24 protein-coding genes are annotated in these 25,266 nt (G+C 36.6%); 16 read left to right on the forward strand and 8 right to left on the reverse strand.

Going from position 1 to position 25,266, the window contains the following annotated elements:
• Nucleotides 1-517 (reverse strand): hypothetical protein (locus tag Rain11_RS11445; RefSeq protein ID WP_133121583.1); only part of this gene is annotated, 517 nt, incomplete at its 3' end.
• A 4-nt stretch (nucleotides 518-521) separates the two neighbouring features.
• On the reverse strand, nucleotides 522-2,120 hold the full coding sequence (locus Rain11_RS11450) for a hypothetical protein (protein WP_101359505.1): 1,599 nt from the start codon (nucleotides 2,118-2,120) through the stop codon (nucleotides 522-524).
• Between the two features lie 348 nt (nucleotides 2,121-2,468).
• On the opposite strand from Rain11_RS11450, the gene Rain11_RS11455 reads away from it, so the two are divergent.
• The 10 genes from Rain11_RS11455 (at nucleotide 2,469) to ytxJ (ending at nucleotide 14,251) form a co-directional block, all read left to right on the forward strand.
• A complete protein-coding gene (locus Rain11_RS11455; protein WP_133121584.1) occupies nucleotides 2,469-2,987 on the forward strand; it encodes a hypothetical protein in 519 nt (172 codons plus the stop codon).
• 17 nt (nucleotides 2,988-3,004) lie between these two features.
• Complete coding sequence (locus Rain11_RS11460) at nucleotides 3,005-6,067, forward strand: AsmA family protein (protein WP_101359507.1); 3,063 nt, start codon at nucleotides 3,005-3,007, stop codon at nucleotides 6,065-6,067.
• 123 nt (nucleotides 6,068-6,190) lie between these two features.
• Entirely contained in the window at nucleotides 6,191-7,159 is a 969-nt protein-coding gene (gene rfaD / locus Rain11_RS11465; RefSeq protein ID WP_101359508.1) for an ADP-glyceromanno-heptose 6-epimerase, read from the forward strand.
• 18 nt (nucleotides 7,160-7,177) lie between these two features.
• The gene (locus Rain11_RS11470) at nucleotides 7,178-8,158 is read left to right on the forward strand and encodes an OmpA family protein (RefSeq protein WP_101359509.1); all 981 of its coding nucleotides are present in this window, start codon (nucleotides 7,178-7,180) and stop codon (nucleotides 8,156-8,158) included.
• Nucleotides 8,159-8,161: 3 nt separating this feature from the next.
• Nucleotides 8,162-9,319, forward strand: a complete 1,158-nt coding sequence (locus tag Rain11_RS11475) for a DNA-methyltransferase (RefSeq protein WP_101359510.1) — start codon at nucleotides 8,162-8,164, stop codon at nucleotides 9,317-9,319.
• Complete coding sequence (locus Rain11_RS11480; RefSeq protein ID WP_207764452.1) at nucleotides 9,300-10,043, forward strand: hypothetical protein; 744 nt, start codon at nucleotides 9,300-9,302, stop codon at nucleotides 10,041-10,043. Before Rain11_RS11475 ends, Rain11_RS11480 begins: the two co-directional genes overlap by 20 nt.
• A gap of 5 nt (nucleotides 10,044-10,048) precedes the next feature.
• Entirely contained in the window at nucleotides 10,049-12,436 is a 2,388-nt protein-coding gene (locus Rain11_RS11485) for an efflux RND transporter permease subunit (protein WP_101359511.1), read from the forward strand.
• Nucleotides 12,396-13,142: a hypothetical protein gene (locus Rain11_RS11490; RefSeq protein ID WP_101359512.1), complete on the forward strand. Its 747-nt coding sequence runs from the start codon at nucleotides 12,396-12,398 to the stop codon at nucleotides 13,140-13,142. Before Rain11_RS11485 ends, Rain11_RS11490 begins: the two co-directional genes overlap by 41 nt.
• On the forward strand, nucleotides 13,143-13,838 hold the full coding sequence (locus tag Rain11_RS11495; protein ID WP_101359513.1) for an SAM-dependent methyltransferase: 696 nt from the start codon (nucleotides 13,143-13,145) through the stop codon (nucleotides 13,836-13,838).
• 68 nt (nucleotides 13,839-13,906) lie between these two features.
• Complete coding sequence (gene ytxJ, locus Rain11_RS11500) at nucleotides 13,907-14,251, forward strand: bacillithiol system redox-active protein YtxJ (RefSeq protein WP_101359514.1); 345 nt, start codon at nucleotides 13,907-13,909, stop codon at nucleotides 14,249-14,251.
• 62 nt (nucleotides 14,252-14,313) lie between these two features.
• Here ytxJ and Rain11_RS11505 read toward each other — a convergent pair whose 3' ends face one another.
• From Rain11_RS11505 to Rain11_RS11520, 4 genes are all read right to left on the reverse strand, one after another.
• Complete coding sequence (locus Rain11_RS11505) at nucleotides 14,314-15,141, reverse strand: outer membrane beta-barrel protein (RefSeq protein WP_165778132.1); 828 nt, start codon at nucleotides 15,139-15,141, stop codon at nucleotides 14,314-14,316.
• 65 nt (nucleotides 15,142-15,206) lie between these two features.
• Nucleotides 15,207-16,562: an RIP metalloprotease RseP gene (rseP, locus tag Rain11_RS11510; protein WP_101359516.1), complete on the reverse strand. Its 1,356-nt coding sequence runs from the start codon at nucleotides 16,560-16,562 to the stop codon at nucleotides 15,207-15,209.
• Between the two features lie 12 nt (nucleotides 16,563-16,574).
• Complete coding sequence (locus tag Rain11_RS11515; RefSeq protein WP_101359517.1) at nucleotides 16,575-17,429, reverse strand: hypothetical protein; 855 nt, start codon at nucleotides 17,427-17,429, stop codon at nucleotides 16,575-16,577.
• A 3-nt stretch (nucleotides 17,430-17,432) separates the two neighbouring features.
• Nucleotides 17,433-18,161 carry an MlaE family ABC transporter permease gene (locus Rain11_RS11520; RefSeq protein WP_101359518.1) on the reverse strand — a complete coding sequence of 243 codons (729 nt, stop codon included), beginning with the start codon at nucleotides 18,159-18,161 and terminating at the stop codon, nucleotides 17,433-17,435.
• A gap of 96 nt (nucleotides 18,162-18,257) precedes the next feature.
• Here Rain11_RS11520 and Rain11_RS11525 point away from each other — a divergent pair, with 96 nt between their 5' ends.
• Complete coding sequence (locus Rain11_RS11525) at nucleotides 18,258-19,226, forward strand: DUF3078 domain-containing protein (RefSeq protein WP_101359519.1); 969 nt, start codon at nucleotides 18,258-18,260, stop codon at nucleotides 19,224-19,226.
• Nucleotides 19,227-19,262: 36 nt separating this feature from the next.
• On the opposite strand, the gene Rain11_RS11530 is transcribed toward Rain11_RS11525, so the two are convergent.
• Together Rain11_RS11530 and Rain11_RS11535 are read right to left on the reverse strand one after the other, a co-directional pair.
• Nucleotides 19,263-19,598 carry a hypothetical protein gene (locus tag Rain11_RS11530; protein ID WP_101359520.1) on the reverse strand — a complete coding sequence of 112 codons (336 nt, stop codon included), beginning with the start codon at nucleotides 19,596-19,598 and terminating at the stop codon, nucleotides 19,263-19,265.
• A 72-nt stretch (nucleotides 19,599-19,670) separates the two neighbouring features.
• On the reverse strand, nucleotides 19,671-20,450 hold the full coding sequence (locus Rain11_RS11535; RefSeq protein WP_101359521.1) for an MbnP family protein: 780 nt from the start codon (nucleotides 20,448-20,450) through the stop codon (nucleotides 19,671-19,673).
• Between the two features lie 84 nt (nucleotides 20,451-20,534).
• On the opposite strand from Rain11_RS11535, the gene Rain11_RS11540 reads away from it, so the two are divergent.
• The 5 genes from Rain11_RS11540 to Rain11_RS11560 all read left to right on the forward strand — a co-directional run bounded on the left by Rain11_RS11540 (nucleotide 20,535) and on the right by Rain11_RS11560 (nucleotide 25,144).
• Entirely contained in the window at nucleotides 20,535-20,741 is a 207-nt protein-coding gene (locus Rain11_RS11540; protein ID WP_101359522.1) for a hypothetical protein, read from the forward strand.
• 9 nt (nucleotides 20,742-20,750) lie between these two features.
• Entirely contained in the window at nucleotides 20,751-21,935 is a 1,185-nt protein-coding gene (locus Rain11_RS11545; protein WP_101359523.1) for an OmpA family protein, read from the forward strand.
• A 148-nt stretch (nucleotides 21,936-22,083) separates the two neighbouring features.
• A complete protein-coding gene (locus Rain11_RS11550; RefSeq protein ID WP_101359524.1) occupies nucleotides 22,084-22,551 on the forward strand; it encodes a MarR family winged helix-turn-helix transcriptional regulator in 468 nt (155 codons plus the stop codon).
• Between the two features lie 119 nt (nucleotides 22,552-22,670).
• Nucleotides 22,671-23,024, forward strand: coding sequence for a hypothetical protein (locus tag Rain11_RS11555; protein WP_101359525.1), 354 nt, complete (start codon nucleotides 22,671-22,673; stop codon nucleotides 23,022-23,024).
• 107 nt (nucleotides 23,025-23,131) lie between these two features.
• Nucleotides 23,132-25,144 (forward strand): hypothetical protein, encoded by a 2,013-nt coding sequence (locus Rain11_RS11560; RefSeq protein ID WP_101359526.1) that lies wholly within the window; start codon nucleotides 23,132-23,134, stop codon nucleotides 25,142-25,144.
• Nucleotides 25,145-25,266: the final 122 nt, after the last annotated feature.

Consider the following 25,266-nt stretch of genomic DNA (forward strand, 5'->3'; position numbering starts at 1 on the left):
GGAAAATGACTATATTAACCACCAAATAATTAAAAGTGCAATTATTAGGATTATAGGGGTATAAAGCAACTTTTAGCGTTTTGTAGGCTTGCTCCATTCGGTATATTTCCTCTCGGGTCAATATCGTATTCGAGTTTAACCAAAATACAACTTCTACAATCTGACGCGTTTCTGCCGAGGCTATTAATGTTAAATCTATCATATCTTTATTCTGCTTTAATTCCAACCTCCGTTCTTGCGAGAATAAAACTGGGTTTAATGCTACTAATTTATCTCCTATATCTTTGTATTTTACAGGAAACTCCGTATCTGAGCAATATCGCTCTACTTCGCGTACTCTCAAATTACTCCCTGAACCATATAACGTTTGATTGGAATTTCTAATCATAATTGAGTGGTTATATTTACGCACCCTATAGATTTGTCCATTGAAAGTAAAAGAAGGATCATCAAACTGACCTTGCGAGAAAGCCTGAAAACTAACCAAAAACAAGAACAGTAGCAGTATTTTTTTCATAGATTTAGTAGATTAAACGTTGAGAACAATTACATTGATTAAATAGAAACAATAGCACATCGGGCTTTTGCTGACTACTATACGGCATTGAATAAGGGTGATTCACCCCATACCACTCTGCCCACTTTTCCCTAAAAAGTGTGAATATGGTCCAATAGGTTTCAGTATCAGTTGTTAGCTCTTCCATAGTTTTAGGCAAAAAATAGCCTTTTTGGGTAACCTCCCTTAAATAATATTTAAATCTATCACTATCTTCTGATTTTGGGAAAATACTGTAAGGTGAAAAATAGTGCTTGTTCAGCCAGTCATACCTTCTTCCGTCTTGTACAAAAATATTGTAAATAATTAGCTCTTTGATAAGTTTTGCTTCAAATTCTAAATTGGAAACAGGTACACGAACAAAATTACTTCCATACTTTTTGTGTTGTAAGGCGTGTAGTAGCTCTTCCAAAACTGTTCCTGCTTTTTCAAAAAAGAAATTGTCTTCATCAACCTTTATAGTAATACTTCGGTCTCTCGGATTGTAGTTACCTGTATTAGAGCCGCTAAGATTTCCCTGTTTCCAAGCTACTTTATGTGTTTGTAATTCTTCTAAAACCAATTTGGCAACTTCACTTTTAGTATTTAAGGCTTGTATAGTTTCATCTAATTTTTTGATAGCATCATCTGACAAATTCCCAAAATCATAAGTTCCATTAGGCTTTTTTTGAGTAATGCTTTTTAAAAGTTCTGAAGGCTGATAGTTAGAAGGCAAGTTGGTACCTGGATCCACAGGGGTAACTCCCGCAGGTGGTTCAATTGGTTCCCAAGGCTGCCAAGGTAAAGGGATAGAAGGATATATAGGACTTATAGGAGGAACTGTCGGGGGTACAGTGGGTGTCCAAGGGTTAGGATTACCTGGTGTAAAAATTGGATTAACAACTATTGGCGGAGAACCTGAACCAGGTGGAGTAGGTGATGGAGTAGGATTAGTAGGAGGATTGGTACCTGCTGGAGGTTGAGGGTTTGGTGAAGTTGTTGGAGGATTGGTACCTGTACCTGGCGTATTACTACCACCACTACTGCCCCCACCTGAACTTCCTCCCCCACTTACATCACCAGCATCTTTTGGACAAGCTGCCACGGTCCAGCTAATAATTTCACCAGAGTAAGGATCTATTTTAATTTCATTACAAAGTCCTGTCCCAAAAATTGGAACATAAACAATAGTATAGACAGAACTACTTTGACTTTCTAGATTATACAGACTATAAGCAAGAGAAATTTCATAATAAACCCCTCCTTCCAATGCACCCGTAAAAGCATAATACATCAAATCGTCTTGATAGTTCTGCAAAGTTTGTGGATGGGTGATAATTTCGGCTATTTTGAGATCTATTACTTCGCCATTGGGACTCAATATCGCTTTTAGCCTCCGCATAAAACCTATTTCACTATTGTATTGTACAGAGGCATACCTATACACAGGTACATAGATAAGCGTGTAACCTTCGCTTAAAGAATAAGCCTTTGTCTCTCTCCAAATGGGTATCCAATAAGGCTGATTTGTGTTATTTCTTGTGCTGCTTACACCAGAATGATATTTAGCAAAAGCATTTTGCAAAGCGGTAATCGTTTGTAAATTGGGTTTGAAGGCTGGGCTTGCAAAAGTTTGCTGATAGGTTGGCTTTATTTCTGCTTCTTTTTTCTTACAAAACCAAAAAAATATACTGATTAAAAGCAGATAAATCCACTTTAATTTCCCAAGTGTGTGTGGTGTGGGGGGGGGGGTAATTCATTGATTTTCTTGTTTTTAGCATAATTGAGTGAGGTTTAAGTGAAATTATTGTGCAAATTAAGGAATTCTCCTCAAGAAAAACAAATCTTTTTTGCAATTCTTTCACAAAAAGATTTGTTTGGCAGAATGGTATTTGGTGTAAATTTTGTACTTTTGCTTGTAAATCTCCTTTTTATGAAAAAAAGCCTTATTCTCATACTTCTATTTTTTTATTTCCAATGGGGTTCTGCACAATCTACTACTGTACCCTTTACATTGGAAGATAGAGATAGATTACTTAAAATTGAGCAGAAACTCAATGATATGGAAAAACGCTTTGACGACCGCTTTCAGCAAAATGAAGGACGTTTTCAGCAAATGGAAAAGCGTTTTGAAGAGCGTTTCCTACAAATAGAAAAAAGATTAGACGAAATGCGTGCCGATATGAATGCCCGCTTTGAACAACAATATACCTTCTCTTGGATATTTTCGGCTATATTTACTGCAATGCTGGTAGCTGTTTTTGGTTTTGCCTACTGGGACAGAAAAACCTTCATCAAACCCATAGAAAGTAAAGTTTCATTACTTGAAAAAGCACTTGAAAATGAGCTTAAAACCAAAGAGAATACTCCTAACTTGAAAGAAATTCTCAAAGATTTTGCTAAAATTGATAGCCGTTTTGCAGAAATCTTAAAACAACACAATATCCTATAAATCAAAACTTTAATCGTATGAAACGAATCCTCAAAAAAACACTTATCGGTTTGGGTATCTTTTTGGTACTCTTGTTGGGCTTTGCCGTAGCCGTTCCTTTTTTGTTCAAAGATAAAATCAAGGCGGAAATTGACAAACAAATTGCCCTGCACGTAGATGCACAAGTCAATTTCAAAGCCGAAGATTTTAGTTTGAGCGTATTCAAAAATTTCCCACATATTACAGCCTCTTTGGATAATTTCAGCATTGTCAATAATGCCCCTTTCAAAGGTGATACTCTGCTTTCAGTAGGCTCTTTTCGGATTACGGTGGATTTATGGAGTTTGTTTGGTGAGAAAATGAAAATCAATCGCATTTCGCTTATCAAACCCCGCATTTTTGCCAAAGTAAATAAAGAAGGCAAAGCTAATTGGGATATTGTTCGCCCCCAACCCATAGATACTACCAAAAAAATTCAAGATACTACCTCTAAATTCAGTTTAGCTATCCAAAAATGGGAAATCAAAGAAGGAACGATTATCTACGATGACCGCACTCTGCCAATGAAAGCCAAAATTGTAAATCTAAACCACATTGGCAGTGGCAATTTGCAAGCAGATGTGTTTGACTTAGGCTCTGAAACTGAAATTCAAAAACTTTCTTTTGAGTACGCAGGCACAGAATACCTCACCGAAAAGAAACTCACCGCCGATATTACACTCGGAATGGATTTGAAACAAATGAAATTCACTTTCAAAGAAAATACCCTCCAACTCAACGACTTCGGTTTGCACTTTGATGGCTACGTGGCTATGCCCGATACCAATATCAATATGGATATCAAATTTGCCACTACCAACAAAGACTTTAAGGCTCTGCTTTCATTGGTACCAGGTGTTTATACCGAAAACTTCAAAAATATCAAAGCCGATGGTAAAATTGGTTTTAGTGGCGAAGTAAAAGGCACTTACAATGCCCGCCAGATGCCTGCCTTTCAACTGGGTTTGAATGTTGAAAATGGCTCTTTTCAATATCCTGCTGTGCCTTCGCCTGTCAATAACATTAACATTGACCTAAAAGTAGCTACGACCGACGGCAATTTAGAAAACTTAATCATAGATTTGAAAAAGTTTCATATTGATTTCGGTCAGAATCCTGTTGATGCGGTTGCTTACCTCAAAGGTTTGAGCCAAATGGATATCAAGGCAAATGCCAAAGCCAAACTAAACCTTGCCGAACTAAACAAAATGTTTCCTATGCCAGGACTTACAATGTCAGGCATTTTCAGCTTAGACGGCAATGCGCAAGGTATCTATGACGGCAAACGTATGCCTACGCTCAATGCTTCAATGAACCTGCAAAACGGCTACATCAAATCTGCCGCCTTTCCTGAACCTTTGGAAAAATTAAACTTGCAAGCCTCAGCCCGTAGCGATGGCTCTATGAAAAACTCTGAATTTGCCGTGCAAAACTTCACAATGAGCCTGCAAAATGAGCCTTTCAGTGCTTCGGCGATTTTCAGAGATTTTGAGGACATCAATTTTGATATTAAAGCCAAAGGAGTAGTAGATTTAACTAAAATTACCAAAATTTATCCTTTGGAAGGAATGAAATTGCAAGGACGTTTGACGGGAGATATTGCTTCGCAAGGGAAAATGTCTTACATTGAAAAAAGCCAATACGATAAAATTACCAATAGCGGCGATATCCGAATGTCAGGATTTGTGTACGAAACCGCCGATATGCCTCTTGTGAAAATCAATGATGCTCATTTGCAATTCAACCCCAAAGAAATGGTCTTGGAGAAATTAGAAGGTTCGGCGGGCAGAAGCGATTTGAACTTACAAGGCACTTTGAGCGATTACTTGGGATATGCTTTCAAAAACGAAACTATCAAAGGCAAATTTACCTTCAAATCGCAAAAATTTGATGTAAATGAGTGGCTTACCGATAGCCCCACTCCTACCCAACCCAAACCCGAAGACGATGTACCTCTGACAGTAATTCCTATTCCGAAAAATATTGATTTTCTGCTTAATAGTACAATCAATGAAGTAGTTTATGATAATTTGAGCATTAAAAACTTGCAAGGTGATATTATCATCAAAGATGGCAAACTCTCGCTCAAAGAAGCCTCTTGCCAGACACTCGGAGGAGACTTTGTACTTAACGGCACTTATGATACCCAAAATGAACAAAAACCCAAATTTGACTTTGATTTTGGTATCAAGAACTTAGAAATTGGTGAGGCGGCAAAAGCCTTCAACACGCTCAAATATTTAGCCCCTGTGGTACAGAATGTTTCAGGTAAGTTTTCTACAAAATTTAACCTGACAGGTGATTTGGGACAAGATATGATGCCTATATTCAATAGCCTGACAGGCGAAGGGGTCGTTACGGTGGTAGAAGGGCTGATAAAAGATATTCCCCTGCTTAGCAAAATTGCTGATGAGATTAAAATGCCCGAACTCAAATCTACTAAGTTTGCAGATATGCTGACAACAGCAAAAATTAAAAATGGACGCTTCGTGGTAGATCCTTATGATGTAAAAATAGACAAATACCTCGTCAATGTATCAGGAAGCAACGGAATAACAGACGGCTCTTTGGAATATACACTTAAAATGGAAGTTCCCGCCAAACAAGCAGGACAAGCCTTGAACCAACTCGTAACCAGTCAGTTAGGAGCTAATGTATCCTTTGATAAAGTGCCTCTCATCATTTCGGTAGGGGGTACTTATGCTAAGCCTCAAATCAAAGTTGCTGTGGATAAAAACAATCTGAAAGGTGAAGTGAAAAATTTAGTTGATGCCAAAAAAGAAGAACTTAAAAATCAGTTACAGAATGAATTAGATAAGAAAAAGCAAGAAGCCGAACAAAAAGCCAAAGAAGAAGCCGAACGCTTGCGTAAGGAAGCCGAAGAAAAAGCTCGTGCCGAAGCAGATAGATTGAAAAAAGAAGCAGAAGAAAAAGCCAAAGCTGAACTTGAAAAAATCAAAAATGAAAAAATGAAGCGTCAGGCTGATAGTCTTAAAAAACTTGCCGAAGAGAAAGCCAAAAAAGGTTTGAAAGATAATTTGCCCATTAAGTTTCCTCGTTAAAAATTTTTACAAAAAACCAAACTCATTTACTTTTACTTTATTTCGCCGAGTAAAGTATTTGAGTTTGGATTTTTTTATTACTTTTGCCTAAAATTAGTATTCGGTCAAATAATAAATTACACTATGATAGTTGTTACAGGAGCCTTAGGTTTCATAGGCAGTTGTTTGATTAGAAAGCTCAATGATGAAAACTTTAATGCCATTGTAGCTGTTGATGATTTTTCCAAAACTGAAAAACTTAAAAATTTAGAAGGTAAAAATCTGAAAGAAAAAGTAGAAAGAACCCATTTTTTTGAATGGCTTGCTGATAACCAGAAAGAAGTTGAATTCATTTTCCATTTAGGGGCACGAACCGATACTACCGAATTTGATGTAAATATTTTCAACGAACTGAATTTAGAGTATTCCAAAAAAGTTTGGCAGGCTTGTATAGAATATAGTATTCCTTTGGTGTATGCTTCCTCTGCCGCAACCTATGGATTAGGCGAAATAGGCTACGATGACGATGAAACTAAAATCAAACACCTCAAACCCCTAAACCCTTACGGGCAATCTAAACAAGATTTTGATTTGTGGGCATTGGCTCAAGCACAAAAACCTTTCTTTTGGGCAGGGCTGAAGTTTTTCAATGTGTATGGTCCTAACGAATACCATAAAGGCAGAATGGCATCTGTGATATTTCACGCATTCAAACAAATTCAAGATACAGGCACTGTTACCCTTTTCCGTTCCCACAACCCTGATTATATTGACGGGCAACAAAAAAGAGATTTTATCTACGTAAAAGATGTTACAGAAGTTTGTTTATTTCTGATGAAACATCGTAAAAATTCAGGCATCTACAACTTGGGAACAGGCAAAGCCCGAACTTTTTTAGACTTAGCTAAAAATACTTTCAAATCTATGGGCAAAGAACCCCAAATTAAATTCATTGATACCCCTGCGGATATTCGCGATAAATACCAGTATTTCACAGAAGCTAATATGCGAAAACTCAAAAGTATTGGCTATTTGAAACCTTTTACAACATTAGAAGAAGGTATCAAGGACTATGTGCAAAACTATTTAATGCAAGATTACAAGCATTTCTAACCACAAATAAACAAAATTATGAAACTATCTGCTTTAATCTTTTTGCTTTTGATGATTGCTCAGCCACTCTGGGGGCAAAAAAAGAAAAACCGAGGCTCTATGGAAACTGAAAGCGAAACTTACAATCTTGATGTATTAAGTATTCGCTTCAAAGTGAGCATTATAGACGCAGATGAGAAAAAACCGATGACAGCTTTTACAGAAGTAAAAGATGTTCAAAAATCAAACATTGTTTATGCAAATGCCTCAGTGCAGAGTTTTGAAACTATTTTCTTGAAAAATAGAATTTATACAATGCGTTTTTCTGCCCCCAAATACAACGATACACTCATTACACTCAACTTTTTCAAAGATACTATTACAAACCTTACCGTAGAATTACAAGCCAAACGTGTTCCATTTGAAATTGATATTTCAGATATGGAAACAGGCGAAGGCTTGCCTTTTGGTGTAACACTTACCAATAAAAACCGCAACGAAGTAATCAACCTTGACCCCAAAGACGGCAACAAAGGCAAATACAAAGTTCGCTTGCGTGAAGATGATGAATACGAAGTAGAAGTAAAAAATCCCAAAGAGTATATTTTCTATGCCAACACCATAAACCCCAAGAAAAAACAAAAACTGCAAGCAAAACTGCACACGCTTACCGTTGGAGCAAAAATTCCACTCTATAACATCACTTTTGAATATAATAGTGCCGAACTCAATGACAATTCTAAACGAGAATTAGATAGAATTACTAAAATGCTCAATGACAACCCTACGGCACGTATTGAAATAGCCGCCCACACCGACAGCAAAGGAACACTCAAATACAATATGGAACTTTCTCAACGAAGAGCCAAAGCCGTGCACGACTATTTAGTAGCTAAAAAAATTCCCTCTAAACGTTTCGTTTCCAAAGGCTATGGACCTACTCGTCCTATTGCTTCTAACGATACCGAAGAAGGTCGTGCTATGAACCGCCGTTTTGAATTGATTGTGTTAAGTATTTGAAATATGAAAAGCCTTAAATATAAAAAAATTGAAATACCTTTTAAGCATCAAAATGCAGATGTTAGTGCATTAGAGTTGCTTTCTGCCAAATATCCCAAAGAAGAAATTTTTTTTGAAGTTAGTAAAAATACTATTCTTACCTATCTTAGACAATTAGATTTACAAATTTTTCGGCAGGATATAGAAAAATACATAAGTGATAAAAATGGTTCTGCTCATCTTTTTACATATTTATTGGATATTTTAGAAGCCATAGAAAGTATAAAAAGTTATGGTTTGAAATCAGGCAAAAGAGTTTATGTAGAATACAATGAAGAAAGAAAAGTAAAAAACAGAGAACAAAAAGAACAAAAACGTCAGACCTATTTCTATGCTTTACAACACCCTTTTTCAAAACAAAATCAAGATTTACCCGCTGATTTTGAAAATCAAATTATCTGTGGTGATAGCCAAGAAATTTTACAAAAATTACCCAATAATTGCATTGATTTAATTTTCACTTCGCCTCCTTACAATTTTGGTCTTGAATATGCTCAAAATCAAGATGATCACCTCTGGCAAAAATACTTTGAAAAGCTATTTGCCATTTTTGATGAATGTATAAGGGTACTTAAATTTGGCGGTAGAATTATAGTCAATATTCAGCCCTTGTTTTCCGACTATATTCCTACACATCATATTATTAGCAAGTATTTTATGGATAAAAAATTGATTTGGAAAGGAGAAATACTTTGGGAAAAAAACAACTATAACTGCAAATATACAGCTTGGGGGAGTTGGAAAAGTCCGAGCAACCCTTATCTCAAATATACTTGGGAATTTTTAGAAATTTTTGCCAAAGGCACTCTTAAAAAAGAAGGCAGAATAGAAAATGCAGATATATCAGGAGATGATTTCAAGAAGTGGGTTTATGCAAAATGGAGCATAGCACCTGAAAGAAAAATGAAAGAATATGAACACCCTGCAATGTTTCCCGAAGAATTAGCTTATAGAGTGTTAAAGTTATTTAGTTTTCAGAATGATATTGTTTTAGACCCTTTCAATGGGGTAGGTACTACTACTGCCGTTGCCAAAATGCTCAATCGCAGATTTGTAGGCATTGATATTTCTGAAAAATATTGCCAAATGGCACGAAAAAGAATTGATAGTAATTTATTTTGATTTTATGAATAGCCTTCAAATCAAAAAAGAACTTCAATACATCATTGCAGACTACCAAGAATTCATAAAAAGCATAGATGATAAAGCTAAGAAGAAAGCATCAGAAAGAGCCTACGGAGGAATTTTAAGGTCTGAAAAAGGAACTTTTGTAGAAAAATCTTGCAAGAAACTCATTGAATTGAGTTGGCTTGCACTTGGCGGAGAAAAGGAGCAAATTTCATTTGAAAAACAAATAGTAAAAGTTCCTTTGAATAAAAGCTACCTAAATAATATAGCTAACGAGCAAGTTAGAAACTGGATTAAAGAAAATATCAAAGATTTCTACTACAATCTTAAAGTTGATGTACATACATACATAAATGATAAGTTTGTTTTAGCTGTTGAGTGCAAAACTTACACCGAAAATGCTATGTTAAAACGAATACTTGTAGATTTTTCACTTTTACAGAAAACCTCTCCTGAATTAAGTTGTGTTTTGTTTCAATTAGAAAGTCAACTTGGAGGAGATTACGCTCAAATTCATCAGGAAATCACATATGGTAGCTATTCTACCCATACTCTTCTATCATATTTTGATGTAAATTTACACATTATTACCCTTTTGGAAGGCGAAAGAAAAGTTGATGAGCCTATTCACAAGAAAGAATTTTTCAAAGAGCTTAAAGAAAGTCATTTAGAAAAAGCCATACAAGTTTTCAAAAACATTCTGCAATCAAAGCTATAAACTCAATGCAAGCATTTTTCAAACGTTTTATTCGGCTACGTACCTATTGGGGAATATTTGTTGAACATATTTTACGATTTCGTTTGCCTATTCTCATCTCGCTTATTTTGCTAACCAGCCTAATGGGATATTGGGGCAGTAAAGTTACGATGAAATACGAGTTTGCCCCTGTTATCCCCAAAGATGACCCCGATATGGTTAATTTCCGAAATTTCAAGAAAACCTTCGGCGAAGATGGGAATGTTTTTATCATAGGCTTTAACGATAAACGAATTTATCAACTTCCCTACTTTCAGAAATACTATCTGCTTTGTGAAAAATTAGGTAAGATTGAAGGAGTTCGGCAAGTTCTTTCAATGGCTGTCCTGAAAGAAATTTTGAAAGATGACTCTACAAAAACTTTCTATTCACGCCCTATTTTTGCCCGAATGCCACAATCTCAAACTGAACTAGATAGCGGACTTGCTAAAATTAGAAGTATTAAGCTCTACGAAGGACAAATTTTCAACAAACACAACAACGCTACTATTCTGGGAATTACTATTGAAAAAAGCTATCTCAACTCTGCCAAGAGGCTCAAACTTACTCCTCAAATTATCGCTCTTGCCGAAACTTTTGAAAAAGAAACAGGCATCAAAGTACATTTTGGGGGTTTGCCTTATGTAAGAAGTATTACCACAGGTAAAGTAAAAGATGAACTTCAACTCTTTTTAGCCGCTTCAATAATAGTTACCTCCTTAGTGATTTTATTTTTCTTTCGTTCTTGGCAACCTTTGGTTGTTACTTTGAGCGTGATTACTTGTGCAGTGCTTTGGGCTTTAGGTATTATGTATTTGTTTGGTTATCAGATTACTGGGCTTACAGGTTTGCTCCCCCCCTTGCTGATCGTAATTGCAGTACCAAATTGTGTTTATTTAATAAACAAATATCAGCAAGAATACCTCAAAATTCAAAATCAAAGAGAAGCTATCTTGAAAATGCTTAAAGAACTGGGGCTGGTAACTATCATTGCTAACCTTACTACCGCCGCAGGTTTTGCTGTGTTTGCCTTTGGGAATGTAGATTTGCTATCAGAATTTGGTAAAGTAATGAGTTTGAGTATTTTAGCTACTTTTTTTATCAGTATTACACTTGTGCCAATTATTTATTCATTTTTACCTGCTCCCTCTATAAAAACTACTAAACATTTAGAAGTTCGTTATATCAAAAGTTTTTTGAATTTCTTAGTAAAAGTAGCTCTCAAACATAAAAAATGGGTGTATGCTATCAACTTTTTGATTATTGTTTTGGGATTATGGGGAATGAGTATGCTACGCCCCCTCGCATACTTGGTTGATGATTTGCCCGAAAGCAGTGGTGTAAGAAGTGATTTGCGATTTTTTGAACAAAACTTCAAAGGAATAATGCCTTTGGAAGTAGTCATAGACACTAAAAAACCAAAAGGATTACGAAAAAGAGGTGTTTTAGCAAAAGCCGACTCGCTGGAAACAGAACTCACCAAACTTAAAGAAATAGGTAAGCCGCTTTCTATCCTTTCGTATTTGAAAAGTGCCAACCAAGTATATTTCAACGGAGATACCAATTTTTACGCCTTGCCTGATAGCCGAAACTGGATATTTTTTCAGCAATATGTACGCAGACGACCTGATGGAGCAGATAACCTTTCCCAATTTTTCGTTGATTCTCTGGAACAAAAAATGCGAATTTCCTTCAAAGCCGCCGATATGGGTTCTATACGCGTAAGAGAGTTATTAGAAACAAAAATCTACCCCACTATTGATAAAATTTTTGGTAAAAATAACGTTGAAGTGCAAGTTACAGGTTCAGTGCCTATTTTTGCCAAAAGCAACCGATACCTCATTGATAATTTAATGAGTAGTATTCTGATTGCCATTTGTCTGGTAGCTCTTGCTAATTCGCTTATTTTTACAAATTTACGTCTCATCATTATTTCCCTTATTCCCAACATTATCCCAATGATTGCTACCGCAGGAATGATGGGTTTCTTGGGAATACCTCTAAAACCTAGTACAATGATTTTATTCAGTATTGTCTTGGGAATTGCCATTGATGATACCATTCATTTCCTTGCACATTATCGTATGCAGTTGGACAAAGACCCCGACCACATTCACGCTATCATAACAACGCTCAAAGAAACTGGTTTTAGTATGATTTATACTTCTATTGTACTCATCGCAGGTTTTGGTATATTTACACTTTCCGAATTTCAGGGTACAATTTCATTAGGGCTATTGAGTGCTACTACGCTTTTTGTAGCAATGCTTACCAACCTTACCGTTTTACCCGCTCTTGTAATGAATTTTGACCAGCAAAAGCAGAAAAAAACCGATGAAGACTATATCCAAGAAAGTGATCACGAAGTTGAATAATAGGGCTATAACCTGTATTTGCTTATTTTTTACTTTGAATGCTTGTAGTATTTTATACAAAACTGCCAAAGAAGAGCTTGTTGATGATTTTTACTCACAAAAAATTGGCAAAAAAAGTCAAAAAGTTTATGTAAATGTCCAAGAAGATACCCTTTACATTCACAAAGCTATCAAAACAAACCGAAAATGGCAAGTAGATACTGCTCGGCAAATCTATACTGCTCTCCCCAAAAAGCTGGAAGCTGATAGAAATCTCTCCATCAATTTTATCAAGAACTCTTTTGATATTGATTTTCTTACTGTTCCAGTCAAATTTCGCCCCTCACAAGCAGATGTACCCTTTCAATTAAATACCAACTTGAATGGTGGTTTGTATATGGGGCTTCGTATAGATGACTATCTATTAAACTACAAATCCAAGCCTTTGGGCGAATGGGAAAGGAATATTCATCATTTTGGTATTTCATTCGGAGTTTTCAGTGGACTGGGCAATACTTTTATGTCGCCAACCAATACTCAAAATATTTTACAACAAGAATATGATGGCATCATTTGGTCAAAAGGGGCGGCGTGTATTTTTGCCGTTAATCGCCTGACTTTAGGGGTTTCAGTGGGCTGGGATTATCTTTTAGATAGCAATCGCTCTATTTGGATTTATCAGAATAAAATTTGGTATGGTTTGGCTTTTGGATTGAATTTGAACTAAATGCTGTATCTTATTCCTAATCTTTTAGCTCCTCATACACATAGACAGGTGCTTACATCACAAGTGTATGAGGTTGTAAAACAAATTCAAAATTTTATTGTGGAAGATATACGCTCTGCTCGGCGTTTTTTAAGCAGTCTGCAAGTAGGTATTGAAATTGATAAATTAAGTTTTTTTGAAATAGGGAAACACGCTGATTTCGGGCAGTTAGCCCCTGCTTTAACTTTACTCAAACAGCAAATTCCTGTGGGGCTACTTTCGGAAGCGGGCTGTCCTGCCATTGCTGACCCTGGTGCTTTTGTTGTGGCTTGGTGTCACGAAAATAATGTAAAAGTTGTGCCATTAGTAGGAGCTTCCTCTATCTTGCTCGCCCTGATAGCTTCGGGCTTTAACGGACAAAATTTTTGCTTTCACGGATATTTGCCTATTGATAAGCAAGAAAGAAATCAGAAAATCAAAGATTTAGAAAATGCTATTTACCAAAATAACCAAACACAAATTTTCATAGAAACGCCTTTTCGGAATAATGATTTGCTTAAAAGCATCTTACAAATTTGCAGACCACATACGAAACTTTGCCTTGCTTGCAACTTAACCGCCCCCGATGAATTGATACGAACTCAAACGATAAGTTTGTGGTCAAAAAATCCCCCTGATTTGCACAAAAAACCTTGTGTATTTTTAATTTACAAATAAAAACTGCTTAAAGGCTTTTCAAACGCAAACAAAAACTCGCTTAAAATTGTTTTGCATAAAAAATTATTATGAATTGGATTAAGTTAGAAAACTCAGCTCAATTAGAGGAAATCAAGCAAAAACCTTTCGCTTTAGTTTTCAAGCATAGTACGCGTTGTTCTATTAGTAGCACCGCCCTTGATCGTCTTCAAAGAGCTTGGAAAAATGACGAAATACAGGAAATTAGTCTTTATTTTTTAGATTTACTTCGTTTTCGTGAAATTTCTAATCAGATTGCCCAAGAATTTGGCGTAGAGCATCAATCGCCCCAAGTCATAGTTTTACAGAATGGAAAAGTAATTTACCACAATTCTCATTATGGAATTGACTACGAAGAGATAAAAAATCAAGTAAATGCTAAATCTCTGGTCTAAAAAAAGAAAACGTCCCTACGAATAATTAAAGGGACGTTTCTGATTTATTAAGGAAAAAGCTATCATTTACCCAAAGAAAGGAAATGATGCACACCTAACTGAATACCAATCTGTAAGTTTGCTCTTCTGCCAAACAAATCACCTGTTGTTCCATTCTGTACGGCATCAAACAAATCTTGCCCACGAGTATCCATAATGCTGTAATTAGCACGAATAAGCGAAGAGGCATACCACTTATCATTGATTTTTATATCAACGCCCATACCTCCTGCAAGTTGCAATTCAGCATCACGAAAACGTTTGAGTGGGTCTAAACTACCTTTTTCAGCAATAACTACCTCAGGCTGAGCAGGTAAGTTCCAAGTGCCATCAGGGTTTTGCGTAGCACCGGGCACTTGCGAAAGAGGTACCCCTGTGGGTAATTCATTCACACCTTGGGGTATTTTGAAAGTACCTGCGGCGTATTGAATGGTTTCTCTACCCATTGTCAGTAAAGAAAGTTGCGGACCCAGCATAAAATTAAAACGAACAGGAGCATCAATATTACCTACAAAACGCAAAAGTAAAGGCAGGTTAATATAACTCAAATCAATGCGTCTTTCACCCACCACTTGCTGAGCAACATTGACAATCTGATAAATTTGCCCATACTTCGCCCAAATACCTTCTAATTGCAAAGAAAAACCTCCGCTGAAATCCGCCCCAAAGGAAACACCAATGGGCGAAAGCGTGTAAGTCATTTTTGAATTATAGCGAGGGTCTTCGCTCAAACCTTTGTCTAACACAAAAGACGTGTTCACTGCGGTGTTTGCACCAATATGCAAACGTACTTGTGCAAAAAGATTTGTCTGCAAAAGACAAAAAGCTAAAATGAGTACATTCTTTTTCATACGCATAAGTTTTTAGTTTGTTAAAGCAAAGCAAAAATTAAGCCAAAATGAAGTATGAAAAAGCCTTACTTCAAGAATATATCAGCAAAAAGTACAAAAGCCATAAGAGCAAGGAGCAAAATCATACCTATTTGTTGAGCTACTTCCAGCACTTTTTCAGGGGCAGGTTTGCGGGCAATCATTTCGTAAAGTAAGAAAATGACGTGTCCGCCGTCCAGAGCAGGAATAGGTAAAAAGTTCATAAAAGCAAGCACCATAGAGAGCATTCCCGTGAGTGTCCAGAAGCGTGTCCAATCCCATTTAGAACCATACATTTTGCCAATACTTACAGGTCCTCCGACTGACTTGCTGAAAGATATTTCTCCTCTGAAAATTTTACCAAAAGCCCTTACATTATCAAAAATCACCCCAAAGGCTCGTACTGTACCAATACCTATGGATTGAGCAAGCGTATAATCTTGCTTTTGGTAGAGCTTTTCTAAATCGGGGAAAACTGGAGCAAAGCCGATACGTCCTTCATCTGTAACTTGCGAAGTAAGTTTTAGTTCCTGATTTCCTCGTAAAATAGTAAGTTCAACAGATTTGAGTTTATTTTCTGCAAGTTTGCTTTGTAATTCATCAAAGAATGTGATTTTTTCGCCGTTTACTGCTGTAATTTTATCTCCTTTTTGCAAGCCTGCTTTTTCAGCAAAAGACTTGCTTTGTACTTCTCCTACTATAAAATTTCTTTGACGAGGCGTAAGACTAATAAAACTCTGATTTTTGCGAAAATCGCTTAAATGTTCTAATAAATCGTTGGGTAAATCTATGCGAATTTGCTTTCCGTTACGCTCAATGGTGTAATAAGCATTTGAAGTTAGCAGTACATCAGGGCTAATCAAATCCAAAAATTTTTCGTAAGGTTTCCCATTGATATTCAAGACTTTATCACCAGTCTGCAAGCCAATTTTTTTACCCATTTCACCAACTACAATGCCGTCGCGGGCGGCACTAGCGGGCAAATAGCTATCTCCATTGACAAACGTAAGCACAATGAAAATAATCACGCCCAAAATCAAATTAACAATGATTCCTCCAAGCATCACAATAAGTCTTTGCCAAGCAGGTTTCGCCCGAAATTCCCAAGGTTGGGGCGGTTGGGCAAGAGCGGCTTTATCCATAGATTCGTCCATCATACCCGCAATTTTCACATAACCTCCGAGCGGAAACCAGCCCAAACCAAACTCTGTATCTCCTTTTTTCTTTTTCCAAAGTGCAAAATTAGCCACATTAGGCATAGGAAAAAGGAAGTCAAAAAATATGTAAAATTTTTCAACTCTTATGCCAAAAATGCGAGCCGCAATATAATGCCCCCATTCGTGCAATCCTACCAAAATGGAAAGTCCTAAAAGTACTTGGGCAATCATAATGAGTGTATCCATAGCATTAGGTAATTATGTTTGGTCAAAAAACTTTATGTTGATAGTTTTATTTTCTACAATAGCAAGACATTCTTGTATAAATTCCAAAAAATCAGAGTTATAGGTTGAAAGAAAATTCATAAAATTAATTTCAACAACTTCCTTTTCCTTCGCTTCAACAATAACTTGGCTATTTTCAGGCTCGTGAATATTTAGTAAAATAATTCCAATGCCATAACCTTTATTTAGCCTTTTGAGTTCATCAAGGAAATTTGCTCGCATATCTAAGTCTGCTGCTACCAAATAATTAAAGTTTGCCCAACTTGAATTAGAAACAGCTTGAAAATAACTCTGTACTAAATTGGATTTATCTACTTTAAGCTTTAGCTCAAAGCTGTAAAATTCAAGCACCTTTGTAGAAAAAATACCTAATTTTTCTACTTCTCTCTGAAAAAATTTGTTCCATTGCAAAATTACAGGCTTTACTCCTACAACATCAGGATTTGTCCATATAAGAGTCTTTTCATTTTTTCTGACAATTTTAGAAGCTTGAATAGTCTTGGAAAAAATGCCCTTAAAACGTAAAAACTTAGATAACAAAGGATGCAAATCTGCCTCCGTTAGGTTTGTTAAAGCATTTTTTTGCCCAATTAAATAATATTTTCTAAAACTGGCTTTCTCTTCATCTAATATGCCTATGATAGGTCTTTTACCTGTTGTATGTTTTGTAAGACATCTTGCCACAGCCGATGCAGGTACTCTTACCCTTTGCAATTCAATACAATCGTGAGCCCAAGGGTGCGATAAAACCTTTTCAACTATCTCTTTTTGTTGTAAAGGTATAGGACTACTTTCTAAAACATTTGCTATTAAGTCAATAAGTTTCATTTTTTACAGCAACAATTGAGCAAGCACATAATCGGCAAAAAGAATGGCAATTGCACTTGCTGTTACGGCTTTGGTACTGGATTGCCCTACTTCTAATGCACCTCCACGCGTGTAATAGCCTTTGAAGGCTGAAATAGAGGTTATCAAAAAAGCAAATACTACCGATTTTATCAAGGCAAAAGTTACGTTGTAAGGAACAAAATTTTGCCTTACGCCTACTACATAATCTTCGGCAGAAACTACTCCTGTAAGTGTTCCCGCTACATAACCGCCTAAAATAGAAAGAAAACCCGCAATAATCACAAGCAAAGGAAAAGTAATCATAGAAGCAATAATTTTGGGCAGTACCAAATATGAAACAGAATTGATACCCATAACTTCCAGTGCATCAATTTGTTCTGTGATACGCATAGTGCCTAAATTACCCGCAATGTTTGAGCCTACCTTTCCCGCTAGTACAATGCTTGTAATCGTGGGGGCAAGTTCCAGAAGTGTCGTATCACGAACCAATAATCCAATTACTGTGAGTGGAATAAGCGGGCTGATAAGGTTGTAAGCCGTCTGAATCGCCGTTACTGCTCCTATGAAAGTGGAAATGATTGTTACCAGCAAAAGCGAGTCGTTACCGATATACACACACTCCTCTATGATAAGTTTTACATATACCTTAAATTTTTCTCTATGAATAAAAAGTTGTCGCAGAAATAAAAAATACCTACCAAGTTGCTCCATAGTGAGTTTGCAATAGAAAATCGGGAACAAAAATATAAAAATTTACGCAAAATCTTGTTTTCTGCTGAAAATGTTTTTTTCTTGTGAAAAAATCTTATGAAAAAGTTTGCATATCTATTCGTATGTTTTTTGCTTGTTAAGCAATCTTTTGCTCAAAAAGATAGTGCTATTCGTGATACAAGCTATTGGAAAAAATCTGCCCAAATGGGATTAGGATTTAATCAAGCCTCTTTTTCGGATAATTGGAAAGCAGGGGGCGTGAGTTCGGTAGCATTGGCAAGTTTTCTGTATGCCGATGCCAACTACCTGAAAGATAAAATCTCTTGGGATAATTCTTTGAGGCTTAATTATGGCATAGTAAAAAACAAAGGGCAAAGTCTTCGCAAAAATCAAGACCGAATTCTATTTGACTCAAAATTTGGCTACAAACTTTCTAAAAACTGGAACTTATTCGCTTCACTAAATTTTCTTACGCAGTTTGACGCAGGTTTTGAATATGAAAGACAATTTAAGGACAATGCGGGCAATGTAGTAGCCATACGCGATAATCTGATTTCTAAATTCTTTGCTCCTGCCTTTCTCACCGAAGCCGCAGGGTTGGAGTACAAGCCTGTAAATTATTTTTGGGTTCGCTTTGGCGTAGCGAGTATGCGTCAGACTTTCGTTTTTGAACCCGAATTCAACAATAACCGAGCCATTGATGCCAACGGCAATGGCATCATTAACGAACCCACTGACACATTTGACCCCAAAGTAAATTATGGTGTCGCCGAAGGGAAAAGCATACGAAACGAAGTCGGAATTCTGACATTAGAAGCCGATTTCAATAAAGAGGTGTTCAAAAATATTGTCTTTCAGGCTCATTTTTGGTCTTTCACTACTTACGAAAACCCACTTGCTACTGATGTACGCAGCGAACTTGCTATTATTGCCAAAGTGAATAAATACGTAAATGTAAAATTAGGAGCTATTATCCTCTACGACCAAGACCAAGACCTCAAGACCCAATATGCTCAAAACTTCACACTCAATTTCGCAATGAATTGGGATAACAAGAAAAAGTAGAAAAAGCCCAAAGGGGCTATCATTAAGCCCCTTTGATTATTTCTTTTGGTTCATTAGTTCCAGCATTATGTCTGCTCCACATTTCTGAGCAATTTTATCTGTTCCTTCTTTATCTTTTTCCGCTTGGGTGGGATTTTCGTAGCTTTCCTCAATTTTCTTCAAGGCACACTCGCAAGACTTTTTGCCAAATTCTTCTAAATTTACCAACGCCGCAACGGTTTTTCCATCAGGGGTATCTTTCATTTTTTTGATTTCCCCCTCACAGCCCTCTATGAAAGCCTTTTTATCTTTTTCTACCCAAGCTCCTTTTTTAGAAGTTTTACAACTTGCAAAAAAAGCCAATAATACAATAAGCAATGCGATTTTTTTCATAAAAAGTGAATTTTAGTTTTGCCTTAAATTTAGGAAAACTTACTCAAAAAACAATCTTTTTTTCCAATATTTTTAATTATGCACAAAATCCAAGCTGAAAAGATTTACAGAATTATCGGCATACTTTGCAGAAATAGGTGCAAACATCACATCAGAGTTATGGGCTATTTTCAAAGTATGGGGGTTACGGAAAAATTCTGCTAAATTAAACTTCAAATGCACCATTGCAGAATGGTGAGATTGAACTTTCAACGGCGTATTTCCAAAATTGATGGTTTTAGAACGGATATTATTTAGTGTTTGAGTGGTATATCCACCATATCCACCTATATGATAACGAAAAGCACCATTAACACCCACAGGCGAGTTCCCTTCCAACTTAAAAAAAATATACCCCGTATTCCAATTCCAATACATTCCTTCTGCGGCTCCTCCCACGTCCAAATTGCCTGTACGCTTATCAGGCGACATCGTATTGCGAAGGCTATCTACCCCTATCAGAAAAGAAATACTTTTGTATTCTCCCAAAGGAACATCAGGAATGAACAATTTATAAGAAGCAGGTTTATCCAACTCAACCAAAAAATAACATTTTTCTTGGGGAACAACATATTCAGCCCCATCGGAGCGTTGCAAACGAAAATTGCTCAAATAGTAGCGTAACAAATTTACAGAGAATTGCTCTCCAAAATTATTAGTGTAATTATTTTGCAAACGCAAAGGCTCATTTTCAAAAAAATGAGCAATTTCTATCACAATACCTTTACTCTGTGTATTTTCTTTACTTTTGCAGGAAAACAAAAGCAAAGTACCCAATACAAATATGAAAGAAATCGGATTTTTACCAAACATAAATGGCTTTTTTAGAATTTAACCCAAAAAATCTATTGTTCAAGTGGCTTTTTTTGTAATTTTACTTGCAAAACAACAGAAACTATGAAAAAGTTTATTGCAGGGCTGATTTGTTGGCTTTCAGTAGCAATTTTTGGGGCTTGTTCCAAACCCAAATGCCCTACCTATATGACACCTCAAGAATTTGCTAAATTTGAAGCCGAACGTATGCAAAAAGGCTCTCGGCTCAAAAGAGATAGTAAAGGAAACATCAAAAAGGCTAAAAAGCGACCCGATAAATTCATTTACTAACAAAGTCTTATGCAGTATATTGGCGTGTTTGTTTTACTTTTTTTACAAAATATTTTCATTTTTGCTCAAAAGCAAGAAAATCTTATTCCCAATGGAAGTTTTGAAGTTTATCAGGAATGCCCCGATGAATACGGCTGGTTTCGCATAGGAGGCGTTGCTCATTGGAAAGCTACCCCCCCTGACTGCACCCCTGATTACTTCCACGAGTGTAGCAGTAAGTTTTCACCCCAAAATAACACTTGCGGCAAAATTATCCCACAAGAAGGCAAAGGTTTTTTAGGACTTATTATCCGTGTAGGACATTCCCCTATCCAAAGCACTGATGAACTTTTCTATCGCGAACACGTACAAGTACGCCTGAAAGAACCCTTGAAACATCGCAATCGCTACATTTTTACTATGCATCTCTCTTTGGCTGAGTATGCCTGTTATGCTGTAAGCAAAATAGGTGTGCTTTTTACCAAAAATCCTATTCTCATCAATGATAAATTTTCTGCCAAACCTCAAATAGAATTAAATTTCATTGATACCAAAGGTTCTTGGGTAAAAGTTACTGATACACTCGTAGCCGAAGGCGGTGAAGAGTATCTTACTTTGGGAGAATTTGCTAGTTTTTCCAAAAAAGATATTCGTAAAGTTGACGAAAATCCCGCTTACGAAAAAATGTTCAGCTATCATAGAGCTTACTATTTCTTTGATAATCTTTCTTTGCATTGGCTTGATGTTTTACCCGAACCACTTTTAGGCGAGCCTCCCATTCCGCCTTTCAAACTAACTGCCCCTGCCTTTACGGGCATAGAAAAACCTTGGCAATTAGAACCCACCGAATTTGGCTATTTAGAACCCAACAAACCTATTGTGCTTAATAACGTACTTTTTGAATTTGGTAAATCTGTGCTTTTGGAAGAATCTAAATATGAACTCAATAAATTAGTCCGTATTATGAATGAGTTCAAAGATATTCATATCGTTATTTCAGGACATACTGATGAAATTGGCGAGCCTATGAAAAATCTTAAACTTTCCGAAGATAGAGCAAAAGCTGTGTATGATTATTTAATTTCGCAAGGGATTACCGAAAAAAGATTGTATTACACAGGCTATGGCTCATCAAAACCGCTTTCCTCTAATAAAACCGCCGAAGGCAGAAAGAAAAACCGCCGTGTAGAGTTTTATGTAGTAGGTGATGAGTAGAGACAAGAGACAAGAGACAAGAGACAAGAGACAAGAGACAAGAGACAGGAGGCAAGAAGGAAGGAAAATAATTCACTTTCTTTTTCGTGTTCTTATAGAAAAATACTACTTTTGAAAGTTGTTTGTATCAACTTAATCTTAAATCCTTATGAATTTACAATGGGAAGCTATTGGTCTTTATTTCCATCTGCTTGATAAGAGCTATCACAAACTTTTAAGTTATGACCTTGATTTTACGGGTTTGGAGCGTTATTTTTTTATTCTTTGGGCAATTGCCAAAGCCGAAAATCCACTTTCACAGCAAAATTTAGCTGATTTGCTTAAAGTAGATAAGGCTACTATTGTACGCATTATTGATGATTTGGAGGACAAAGGCTACATCAAACGATTTCTGAATGAAAAAGATAAAAGAGCCTATACATTAGCTCTTGGCAAAAAAGGAGAGCGTTATATCCAAGACATTCAAGAAGGTATCCGAAATCTTAATGAAGAACTGCTTTTCAATTTTTCGCCTCGCGAAAAAGAAATTTTTTTAGAACTTTTACACAAAGCCTATCAAAACCTCTCCCAAGAACCCCAAAGCGATTTTTTCTTGAAGTTTATTGATAGAAAATAGAGAACATTACCCAAAACTGGTTACCTTTCTTTTTATCAAAGTATAAAAAAGAAAATATTAACTTAATATTAAACTGTAATATAAATTTTTTCTAACTTTGCAAAAACAAATAAACAATTATGCAAAAACAACTTTTACTATTCGTTTCTTTTGTGCTAATGGCTCGTTTATCTTTTGCACAAGCCAACTACAAAGATTTGATTTTAGGCATTCCCGAATGTGAGCAAAAAGTTTTGCGTTGGGAGCAAATAAAAACTGCTCTCAAAACTCTTAATGGCGTAAAAATAGTAGGCTTTTGCTCTCGCCACGATGTAATTGTCCTTTCTGTAAATCGTGATATTCACATCACTAACCAAGCTATCTTTGATAAAATCAAAGGGCTAAATGCTTCTTATCGTATCTTTGAAAAAATTGCCACCAAAGAGGAAATTATGCAAGATTGTGCAGAAGAAATGGTAAAACAAAAAGAATAACTTCTCCTTACTCCTTTGATGTAATCTTTTTAGACTTCTTATGTAAATTATTGGGCAAAGTTTGCTTTCGTATATTCTTGTGTCTAAACAATTAAAAACATAAAATTATGAAAAAATTTATTTTGCTTGCTTTCGCTTGGGCGTGGAGTGTGTTGGTTTTTGCTCAAACTCTTGTAGATCCAGCAGCGGAAGGCGGATTTGAGTCAGGTACTACTTTTGCCGCTAATGGCTGGACACTTGTCAATGGCTCACAAACCAACCAGTGGCATTTAGGCAACCCAACAGGAGTAGGAGCTACAGGAGCAAGAGCTGCATTTATTTCAAATAATGGGACTAACTACCAATATACGATAACAGCTTCCTCAGTAGTTCATTTTTATAGAGATATTACCGTACCTGCCGGTAGCACAGTCAATCTGAGTTTTAATTGGAGAGCACAAGCGGAAGGCTGTTGTGATTATATTCAAGTTTTCCTTGTAGCTACCACTACTACTCCTGTCGCAGGAACTCAACTTACTTCGGGTCAAATAGGCTCTAATCTTAATTCGCAAACAACCTGGCAAAGTGCTAGCTTTACGAGCATTTTTTGTAATAACACTGCTGCACCTATCACTCGCCGCTTGGTTTTTTCTTGGAGAAACGATGGTAGTGTAGGAACAAACCCACCTGGCGGTATCGATAATATTTCAGTTACTGCGGTACCTATTCCTCTATGTAGTTTGGGTACGGGAGTAACTAACGTTACCTCTCTGCCTTATAGTTCAGGTGCTGGTACTACCTGCGGAGCAGTAAATGACCTTACAAGCAGTAATACCGTAACTTGCGGTAGCAGCTCTTATTTAGGAGGCGAAGATAGAGTATGGGTCTTTACACCTACTACTTCAGGGGTTATTACAATAAATTTAACCTCTTCAGGAAGTTATACAGGTTTAATGCTTTATAATGGTTGCCCTAATACTACTTGTAGCACTTTACCAAGTGGTACTTGTATAGCCAATTCTCAAAGCAGTTCAGGAAATAAATCTTTATGTTTCAATGCTATTGCGGGTACAACTTATTATTTAGTATTAGATAGTTGGCCTGCTCCTGACTGTAATGCTTATACCAACTTAACCATCTCGGCTCCCGTACCTCCTCCTTCTATGACTTGTACGCTTGCAGGTACTTACTCTATTACCTCTATAACTCACGCTCCCGATAATCTTAGTACCCCAAACTTATCGGGTTTTGTAGATGATGTATTTTATCCGGGAGGCACCATTACTACTGGATTTGATTTCTGTTTGAATGGTAACCAGTATCAAAATTTTCTCATCTCTTCTAATGGTTATATTATTTTCGATCCACCCGCTTGGACTTGTGGTGTAACCAACCTACCTACCGGCGTAAATGCCGTTCCCAATGGATATTCTAATTGGAGTATAACTGCTGACTTACCTAATACCACTAATGCCCCTCGTAATGCCATATTAGCTCCTTGGCACGATATAGACCCTTCGATTACCACAGGTGGGGCAAACCCTCGTATCCGTTATCAGGTTTTTGGTACAGCCCCCAACAGACGTTTTGTTGTGTCCTGGGAAAACGTACCAATGTACAGTCCAGATAACACATGTAACGGCAATAGAAGTTTGGACTTTACAGGGCAAATTAAAATGTTTGAAACTACTAACGACATAGAAATACACCTAACTCGAAAAGAAGTTTGTGCAAGTTGGAATAGTGGTAGAGCATTACTGGGGTTACATAATTACAATGGAACAGAAGCATTAGTTCCTGCACCTGCAACTACTTACAATAACATTAGTACCACTTGGACAGCGACCAATCAGGCTTGGCGTTTTACGTTCAACCCAACTACTTGTACTACTTGCAGCCCTCTACCACTGAATTTACTCTACTTCACGGGAGAGTTTGATAAAGAAAATTTACAATCCGTGCTTACTTGGTCTTTCAAAACGCTTGATGAGGCAGATTATTTCGTTATAGAAAGAAGTCAAGATGAAGTTAATTTTGAGGAAATTGGCAGAGTAATGTTCCAGCAGGCTAATCAATATCGCTTCGTAGATAGTAAGCCTTTGCGTCATACGAATATCTATCGCTTAAAGAAAGTAATTTAGTCCTCCGACAAAAGTTGAATAGTTTTTACAAGTTGTGGATATTGGGTATCATTTAAGAGGCAATATTGCAAAAACAGGAAACCATACCTAAAAAAAGAGAACTCTCTACGCCCGTTAGGACA

This window comes from Raineya orbicola (assembly GCF_002843425.1).
Taxonomy (GTDB): domain Bacteria; phylum Bacteroidota; class Bacteroidia; order Cytophagales; family Thermonemataceae; genus Raineya; species Raineya orbicola.

Excerpts from the sequence above, each read along its gene's own strand:
- Rain11_RS11455 (WP_133121584.1), top strand. The coding sequence starts at position 2,469 with ATGAAAAAAAGCCTTATTCTCATACTTCTATTTTTTTATTTCCAATGG.
- Rain11_RS11460 (WP_101359507.1), top strand. The coding sequence starts at position 3,005 with ATGAAACGAATCCTCAAAAAAACACTTATCGGTTTGGGTATCTTTTTG.
- rfaD (WP_101359508.1), top strand. The coding sequence starts at position 6,191 with ATGATAGTTGTTACAGGAGCCTTAGGTTTCATAGGCAGTTGTTTGATT.
- Rain11_RS11470 (WP_101359509.1), top strand. The coding sequence starts at position 7,178 with ATGAAACTATCTGCTTTAATCTTTTTGCTTTTGATGATTGCTCAGCCA.
- Rain11_RS11475 (WP_101359510.1), top strand. The coding sequence starts at position 8,162 with ATGAAAAGCCTTAAATATAAAAAAATTGAAATACCTTTTAAGCATCAA.
- Rain11_RS11485 (WP_101359511.1), top strand. The coding sequence starts at position 10,049 with ATGCAAGCATTTTTCAAACGTTTTATTCGGCTACGTACCTATTGGGGA.
- Rain11_RS11490 (WP_101359512.1), top strand. The coding sequence starts at position 12,396 with ATGAAGACTATATCCAAGAAAGTGATCACGAAGTTGAATAATAGGGCT.
- Rain11_RS11495 (WP_101359513.1), top strand. The coding sequence starts at position 13,143 with ATGCTGTATCTTATTCCTAATCTTTTAGCTCCTCATACACATAGACAG.
- ytxJ (WP_101359514.1), top strand. The coding sequence starts at position 13,907 with ATGAATTGGATTAAGTTAGAAAACTCAGCTCAATTAGAGGAAATCAAG.
- Rain11_RS11505 (WP_165778132.1), bottom strand. The coding sequence starts at position 15,141 with ATGAAAAAGAATGTACTCATTTTAGCTTTTTGTCTTTTGCAGACAAAT.
- rseP (WP_101359516.1), bottom strand. The coding sequence starts at position 16,562 with ATGGATACACTCATTATGATTGCCCAAGTACTTTTAGGACTTTCCATT.
- Rain11_RS11515 (WP_101359517.1), bottom strand. The coding sequence starts at position 17,429 with ATGAAACTTATTGACTTAATAGCAAATGTTTTAGAAAGTAGTCCTATA.
- Rain11_RS11520 (WP_101359518.1), bottom strand. The coding sequence starts at position 18,161 with ATGGAGCAACTTGGTAGGTATTTTTTATTTCTGCGACAACTTTTTATT.
- Rain11_RS11525 (WP_101359519.1), top strand. The coding sequence starts at position 18,258 with ATGAAAAAGTTTGCATATCTATTCGTATGTTTTTTGCTTGTTAAGCAA.
- Rain11_RS11530 (WP_101359520.1), bottom strand. The coding sequence starts at position 19,598 with ATGAAAAAAATCGCATTGCTTATTGTATTATTGGCTTTTTTTGCAAGT.
- Rain11_RS11535 (WP_101359521.1), bottom strand. The coding sequence starts at position 20,450 with ATGTTTGGTAAAAATCCGATTTCTTTCATATTTGTATTGGGTACTTTG.
- Rain11_RS11540 (WP_101359522.1), top strand. The coding sequence starts at position 20,535 with ATGAAAAAGTTTATTGCAGGGCTGATTTGTTGGCTTTCAGTAGCAATT.
- Rain11_RS11545 (WP_101359523.1), top strand. The coding sequence starts at position 20,751 with ATGCAGTATATTGGCGTGTTTGTTTTACTTTTTTTACAAAATATTTTC.
- Rain11_RS11550 (WP_101359524.1), top strand. The coding sequence starts at position 22,084 with ATGAATTTACAATGGGAAGCTATTGGTCTTTATTTCCATCTGCTTGAT.
- Rain11_RS11555 (WP_101359525.1), top strand. The coding sequence starts at position 22,671 with ATGCAAAAACAACTTTTACTATTCGTTTCTTTTGTGCTAATGGCTCGT.
- Rain11_RS11560 (WP_101359526.1), top strand. The coding sequence starts at position 23,132 with ATGAAAAAATTTATTTTGCTTGCTTTCGCTTGGGCGTGGAGTGTGTTG.